Source organism: Pseudomonas lurida (assembly GCF_013522705.1).
In the GTDB taxonomy this organism is placed as follows: Bacteria; Pseudomonadota; Gammaproteobacteria; order Pseudomonadales; family Pseudomonadaceae; genus Aquipseudomonas; species Aquipseudomonas quebecensis.
In genome coordinates this window covers 22510-29433 of the sequence record NZ_JAAMRE010000044.1, presented here as the reverse complement: position 1 = coordinate 29433, position 6924 = coordinate 22510, and the positions used below count along the sequence as shown (strand labels likewise).

Genomic DNA, 6924 nt, shown 5'->3' with positions numbered 1-6924 from the left:
ACAGAGGCACCGCCTCACTTAAAGTCCGGATGTATGGCTGCAACCTTATCCCGTCTGTGTTTTCACGAATTGAGTGCTTGGCATACTGGGGGCGTCCATGTATGAGCGGGCTTGCCCCGCGCTGGGCTGCGAAGCGGCCCCAAACCCAGGCAACTCGGTGTGTCAGCTAAACCACATCGCCTGAGATAGGGCCGCTTCGCAGCCCAGCGCGGGGCAAGCCCGCTCACCACAGAAAACCTGCTCACCACAACAAGCCCGCTATCACAAAGTTATTTGTCAGACTTTAAGAATATCTATGCCGCCGATGGCGGCCTCACAGCCGACCAGGATGCTACCAATGTGCTCATATCCACACATAACGCAGCGCGGCATAACCTTTACTGGAAAACTCGCTGAGCAGACTGCCTTCGGATTTTAGTCGGATGCCGTAGCCCGCATTGAAGAAACCGTTGATCTGCCACTTGAGCGCGTCGGCCAGCGGGTAATGATCACGGCTTTCCAGAAAGCGCGGCAGGTCCGGGCTTTGCTCGATAATCCTCTGTGCCGATCGATGATCGTGTCCCGGCTGACGCTTCGGTTCCAGTCAAAACGACCGCGCAATCCTCCCCAGCGTCTCCATCGCTTTTTCCGACGCTTCTGTCCAGGGGCTGCCGTAATTCAAGCGGATGCAATTCCTGAAGCGCTGGGTTGCGGAGAAGATCGGCCCCGGCGCGATGCTGATGCCTTGGGCCAATGCCATCTGGAACAGTTTTAACGAGTCGATCTGTTCCGGCAGTTCCAGCCACAGGAAGTAACCACCGGCCGGTTGGCTGACGCGGGTTTGTGCCGGGAAGTAGCGGCCGATGGCAGCGAGCATGGCGCTTTGCTGTTCCTCCAGGGCATAGCGCAATTTGCGCAGGTGCCGGTCGTAGCCGCCGTGTTGCAGGTAGTCGGCTATCGCCGCCTGCGCCGGCATCGATGGGCACAGTGAGGTCATCAGCTTCAAACGCTCGACTTTCTGCGCATAGCGCCCGGCGGCAACCCATCCCACCCGATACCCCGGCGCGAGGCTCTTGGCGAAGGAGCCGCAGTGCATCACCAGGCCTTCGGTGTCGAAAGCCTTGGCCGGCTTGGGCGCGTGCTGGCCGTAGTACAACTCGGCGTACACATCGTCTTCGATCAACGGCACCTGGTGGCTGCGCAGCAGTTCCACCAGCGCTTGTTTTTTGGTTTCGGGCAGGGTGGCGCCCATGGGGTTCTGGAAACTGGTCATGCTCCAGCACGCCTTGATCGGGTAGCGCGCAAGGCTTTGCGCCAGGGCATTGAGATCAATGCCGTCGCGCGGGTGCACCGGGATCTCCACCGCCTTGAGCTTCAAACGCTCCAGCACCTGCAGGCAGGCATAGAACGCCGGTGCTTCGATGGCCACCAGGTCGCCCGGCTCGGTCACGGCCTGCAGGCACAGGTTCAGCGCTTCGAGGGCGCCGTTGGTGATCAGCAGTTCTTCCATGGGCAGCATCAGGCCGCCGACCATATAGCGCAGGGCAATCTGCCGACGCAATTGCGGGTTGCCCGGCGACATGTCGGTAACCACCAGGCGCGGGTCCATCTCCCGGCTGGCGCTGGCCAGGGAGCGGGCCAGGCGCGGTAACGGGAACAGCATCGGGCTGGGAAACGCCGAACCGAAGGGCACGGTGTTGGGGTCTTTGATCGAGTCGAGCACCGAGAACACCAGTTCGCTCACATCCACCTCGGTGGATTCATGCACCTGCTCGCTCACCACCGGCTCGGAAAACGGGCGCGGTGCGTGGGTATTGACGAAATACCCGGAACGCGGACGGGCGCGGATCAGTCCACGGCGTTCCAGCAGGTAATAAGCCTGGAACACCGTAGAGGGACTGACGCCGTACGTCTGGCTGGCATAACGCACCGACGGCACGCGCTGGCCAGGCCCCAGGACACCGGAGCGGATCAGTTCGGCGATGTCGTCGGCGAATTTTTCGTAGCGTTTCATGGGGGCCTTAAACTTTTGTTTTTTATATGAGTGCAGATCCCACATTGGATCATCATCATTTTTCGATACCGCGCGCTCAGCGGTTGAGCGGCGCCACGAAGCGGCTTTCAGCCGCGCTGTAGACCCACGGCTCATCCACATCCGTCACCTTGAAGCGCAGCGTCTGCGAACTGCTCGCCGGCTTGTCCGCCAGCAGTGTGACCGACACCGGCACATCGACGATCTCCCCCGGCGCCAGGCTCAGTTCGGTCTTTCCTTGCAGTTGGAAACCGTCGGCTTCCACCAGCTCCACCCGGTATTGCTGGCGCTGCTGGGTCTTGTTGATGACCTTGAGACTGTAGATGTTTTCAATCAGGCCCTGGCTGTTTTCGCGGAACAGGCCACGGTCCTTGGTCACGTCCAGCGACACCATCGGCCGTTGCATCAGGGCCACCACCAGCGCGGCGATCATCACCAGCAGCACGGCACTGTAGCCGATCAGGCGAGGGCGTAGCAGGTGTGTCTTGCCGCCCTGCAGTTGATGTTCGCTGGTGTACCGCACCAGGCCGCGCGCATAGCCCATCTTGTCCATGATCGAATCGCAGGCGTCGACGCAGGCCGCGCAGCCGATGCATTCCATTTGCAGGCCGTCGCGGATGTCGATGCCGGTGGGGCACACCTGAACGCACAGCTGGCAGTCGATGCAATCGCCCAGGCCGAGGTCGGCCGGCCTGGCCTCGCGTTTACGCGGGCCGCGCTGCTCGCCACGCGCGGCGTCGTAAGAGATGGTGAGGGTGTCTTTATCGAACATCACACTCTGGAAACGCGCGTAGGGGCACATGTGCATGCACACCGCTTCACGCAGCCAGCCGGCGTTGAGGTAGGTCGCGGCGGTAAAGAACAGTACCCAGAACAGGCTGACGCCGCCCATCTGCCAGGTCAGCAGTTCCGTCGCCAGCGGGCGGATGGGGGTGAAATAACCGACAAAGGTCAGACCGGTCAGCACACTGATGCCCAGCCACAACGTGTGCTTGGCCGAGCGCCGCGCCAGTTTGTTCAGGCTCCAGGGCGCCGCTTGCAGCTTGATGCGCTGGTTGCGCTCGCCCTCGGTGACTTTTTCGCACCACATGAACAGCCAGGTGAACGAGCTTTGCGGGCAGGTGTAGCCGCACCAGACGCGCCCGGCGAAGACCGTAATGGCAAACAGGCCGAAGGCACAGATGATCAACAGCGCCGATAAGAGGATGAAGTCCTGGGGCCAGAACGTCGCACCGAAAATGTGGAACTTGCTTTGCGCCAGGTCCCATAGCACGGCTTGCCGGCCGCCCCAGTTCAGCCACACGGTGCCGAAGAAGGCCACGAACAGGAACCCGGCACCGAGCACGCGCAAGGTGCGGAACAGCCCGGTGAAGCTGCGGGTATGGATCAGGGTGTCGCTGGATTTGGCCTTGACCTTCTTTGGGTGCACAGGCTCAAACATTTCCACGGTAGGGATTCGTTCGCTCATGGTCGTTCGCTCATCAGCCTCCATCAGGCCAATGGACTATGCGCGGCAAGCTGTTTGCAGAACAGACTCAGCTGGAACGATAAAAAGCGGATCAGATGCACTGCAGGCGCAGGCTTGCGACAGTGTGCTGCACCCCAGGGCTATCAGGGTGCAGTCGGTTGCACTGCGCGTTGATACAGATCAATCAAATCGCCGATCCCGATTCAGTGACCTTTTTGTGCTGGCGCCCATCGATTGCGCCGGCCACCGTAAGAGCGTCGGCCTCCTGTTCGGTGATGTAGACGCGCTCGGCACCTACATCCACATACGACATGGCGCGGGGCATGTCGGTGCTTACCGTTACTTCTGCGGCCGGCAGGCTGTATTCGCGACCTTCGTCATTGACCTTGAAAAAACACGTCTGGTTATCGATACGGACAGGCATGGCGTTCTCCTTTCATAGACAGTCAGCCGTTAGGGCGTCGGCACGTGCCCGACGTTCCCGGCAACTGACTGGCGGTCGCCGCTGTCCATCCTTTACCCATAATTAGAAAGGAAAAGTGTATGGACGCTTGGTGGCATGAAGTGTGGGTGACCCTGCAGGCTGAGTTCGCCGATATCGGCGATGCGCGGCAAGTGACCCAGATCACCGTGCGCTTGCTGATCGCCGCACTCCTGGGCGGCATTCTGGGGTTTGAGCGCGAACACAAGGGCAAGGCTGCCGGGGTGCGCACCCATATGCTGGTGGCGTTGGGCGCGGCACTGTTTGTGCTGGTGCCGCAGATGTCCGGCAACCAGGCCGATGCCATGAGTCGGGTCGTGCAAGGGGTGATTGCCGGGATCGGATTCCTGGGCGCCGGTACCATTCTCAAAGGCAAGGAGGACGAGGCAGGCCAGCAAGTCAAGGGCCTGACCACCGCGGCCGGGCTGTGGATGACCGCCGCCATCGGCGTGGCGGCGGGCATGGGGCGCGAAGCGACAGCGGTGTTGAGTACGTTGCTGGCGCTGGCGGTATTCAGCGTGGTGCCGATGATCGTCAAGCGCTTCGAGAAGGACTGACAACCACGCCAGGATGGGGGGCAGGTGGCTCCTGCATGGGCGGTGGAGGGTTTTCAGGCGGTTCCTGCTCGGGGATCGGCTCCGGTTCAGTAGGCGGCAGGGTCGGGTTATCGATATTCGGGTCGGGCGTTTCAGCCGGGATCGGGATCGTCATCGGTGTGGCCTCCTTTGTGCTTTGCTCTACCGGTGGACATCCGCACGGGTGATTTGATTCCCGCCCAATGGCGGCACATCCACCTGAACTTTTAATGCAGGCGCAGGCTCGGACCTAATGCGCCAACGCTCAGGGAGAGTGCTGGCGTATTGGATTCGGATCTAGCAAAGAGCGTCCACTGGGCGTAAGGGGAAGATGCTCGATGACTGCTGAAACACAGGTTCCAGACACTGCCGTATTGCCGCTGTCCCAGGCTTTGTTATTGCCCAGGATCGCGATCGAAAGCACCAGCCCCGTGATTGACGGTGGCGAGTTCGCGGTCAAGGCCGTGGTCGGCCAGCGCATTCACGTGACCAGCAAAGTCTTTGCCGACGGTCATGACAAGCTGGCCGTGCTGATCCGTTGGCGCCCGCTGCGTGACGAGAGCTGGCATAGCGTGGTGATGACCGACGTCGGTAACAATGGCTGGGAAGGCGCGTTCACGGTGGCCCAACAGGGGCCCCATGAATACTGCATCGAAGCCTGGATCGATACCTACGCCAGCTTTTGCTACGAGTTGCGCAAGAAGCACGAAGCCGGCGTGCCGGTGAGCCTGGAGCTGCAGGAAGGCCGCAGCCTGGTGCAGCAGGCCGCCGAGCGCAGCGACAACGAACTGCGCGATCGCCTGATGCTGCTGCACCATGAACTTTCCGGTTTGCTGGAAACCGAGCAAGTGGCGTTGTTTCTGCACGAAGACAGTGCACACCTGATGACCCAGGCCGACCACCGCGCTTACTTGAGCATCGGCACGGTCTACCCGATTGACGTCGAACGTGAACGTGCGCAATTTGCCAGCTGGTATGAGCTGTTTCCGCGCTCGATCACCGACGATCCAGCGCGTCACGGCACGTTCAATGACGTGCACTCGCGCCTGTCGATGATCCACGACATGGGCTTCGACGTGCTGTACTTCCCGCCGATCCACCCGATCGGGCGCAGCCACCGCAAAGGCAGGAACAACTCACTCACCGCCGGCCCGGACGATCCCGGCAGCCCTTACGCCATCGGCAGCGAGGAGGGCGGTCACGAGGCCATCCATCCGCAGTTGGGCAGCCGTGAAGACTTCCGCCGCCTGGTCAAGGCCGCCGCCGATCACGGCCTGGAAATCGCTCTGGACTTCGCCATCCAGTGCTCCCAGGACCACCCGTGGCTCAAGGAGCATCCAGGCTGGTTCAACTGGCGCCCAGACGGCACGATCAAATATGCCGAGAACCCGCCGAAGAAGTATCAGGACATCGTCAACGTCGACTTTTATGCCGCCGATGCGATTCCGGGCTTGTGGACCGAATTGCGCGATATCGTCGTGGGTTGGGTGGAAGAGGGCGTGAAGACCTTTCGCGTCGACAATCCCCATACCAAACCGCTGCCGTTCTGGCAGTGGCTGATCAGCGATGTGCGGTCCAAGTACCCCGACGTGATCTTCCTGGCGGAGGCGTTTACCACGCCGGCAATGATGGCGCGCCTGGGCAAGGTGGGTTACTCCCAGAGCTACACTTATTTCACCTGGCGCAACACCAAGGCGGAGTTGAGCGAATATTTCACTCAGCTCAATCAGTCGCCGTGGCGCGAGTGCTACCGGCCGAACTTTTTCGTCAACACGCCGGATATCAACCCCGCGTTCCTGCACCAGTCCGGGCGCCCGGGTTTTCTGATCCGTGCAGCGCTGGCGACCATGGGCTCCGGCCTGTGGGGCATGTATTCGGGCTTCGAACTGTGCGAAGCCGCGCCGGTGCCGGGCAAAGAGGAATACCTGGACTCGGAGAAATACGAGATCCGACCACGGGACTTCACCGCGCCCGGCAACATCATTGCCGAAATTGCCCAGCTCAATCGCATCCGTCGCCAGAACCCGGCGCTGCACACGCACTTGGGCTTGAAGATCTATAACGCGTGGAACGACAACATCCTGTACTTCGGCAAGCGCAGCGAGGACGGCAGTAACTTCATTCTGGTGGCGGTCAACCTGGACCCTTATAACGCCCAGGAAGCCCATTTCGAACTGCCATTGTGGGAGATGGGCCTGCCGGATGATGCCCAGACCCAAGGCGAAGACTTGATGAACGGCCATCGTTGGACCTGGTATGGCAAGACTCAGTGGACGCGCCTGGAACCGCAGATGCCGTTCGGGATCTGGCGCATCACCACCTGATGTGGGAAGGGGCAAGCCCCTTCCATATTGAGCCTGCAAGATTTATCGAGTGTTTCAGGAGTTTC

General features: G+C 60.9%; 5 protein-coding genes. 2 read left to right on the top strand and 3 right to left on the bottom strand.

Features of this window, described 5'->3' with window-relative positions:
• Positions 1–583: 583 nt before the first annotated feature.
• The 3 genes from mapR to G7025_RS25870 form a co-directional block, all read right to left on the bottom strand.
• Entirely contained in the window at positions 584–1993 is a 1410-nt protein-coding gene (gene mapR / locus G7025_RS25880) for a GntR family transcriptional regulator MpaR (RefSeq protein WP_181081838.1), read from the bottom strand.
• Positions 1994–2069: 76 nt separating this feature from the next.
• Positions 2070–3479: a cytochrome c oxidase accessory protein CcoG gene (gene ccoG / locus G7025_RS25875; RefSeq protein ID WP_181081837.1), complete on the bottom strand. Its 1410-nt coding sequence runs from the start codon at positions 3477–3479 to the stop codon at positions 2070–2072.
• Positions 3480–3663: 184 nt separating this feature from the next.
• Complete coding sequence (locus G7025_RS25870) at positions 3664–3903, bottom strand: DUF3203 family protein (protein ID WP_181081836.1); 240 nt, start codon at positions 3901–3903, stop codon at positions 3664–3666.
• A gap of 119 nt (positions 3904–4022) precedes the next feature.
• On the opposite strand from G7025_RS25870, the gene G7025_RS25865 reads away from it, so the two are divergent.
• Together G7025_RS25865 and G7025_RS25860 are read left to right on the top strand one after the other, a co-directional pair.
• Positions 4023–4517, top strand: a complete 495-nt coding sequence (locus G7025_RS25865) for an MgtC/SapB family protein (RefSeq protein WP_181081835.1) — start codon at positions 4023–4025, stop codon at positions 4515–4517.
• A gap of 356 nt (positions 4518–4873) precedes the next feature.
• Entirely contained in the window at positions 4874–6859 is a 1986-nt protein-coding gene (locus tag G7025_RS25860; RefSeq protein WP_181081834.1) for an alpha-1,4-glucan--maltose-1-phosphate maltosyltransferase, read from the top strand.
• Positions 6860–6924 lie beyond the last annotated feature (65 nt).

What these genes read in the sequence shown, in the direction of transcription:
- mapR (WP_181081838.1), bottom strand. Translation starts at nt 1,993, where the DNA reads ATGAAACGCTACGAAAAATTCGCCGACGACATCGCCGAACTGATCCGC.
- ccoG (WP_181081837.1), bottom strand. Translation starts at nt 3,479, where the DNA reads ATGAGCGAACGAATCCCTACCGTGGAAATGTTTGAGCCTGTGCACCCA.
- G7025_RS25870 (WP_181081836.1), bottom strand. Translation starts at nt 3,903, where the DNA reads ATGCCTGTCCGTATCGATAACCAGACGTGTTTTTTCAAGGTCAATGAC.
- G7025_RS25865 (WP_181081835.1), top strand. Translation starts at nt 4,023, where the DNA reads ATGGACGCTTGGTGGCATGAAGTGTGGGTGACCCTGCAGGCTGAGTTC.
- G7025_RS25860 (WP_181081834.1), top strand. Translation starts at nt 4,874, where the DNA reads ATGACTGCTGAAACACAGGTTCCAGACACTGCCGTATTGCCGCTGTCC.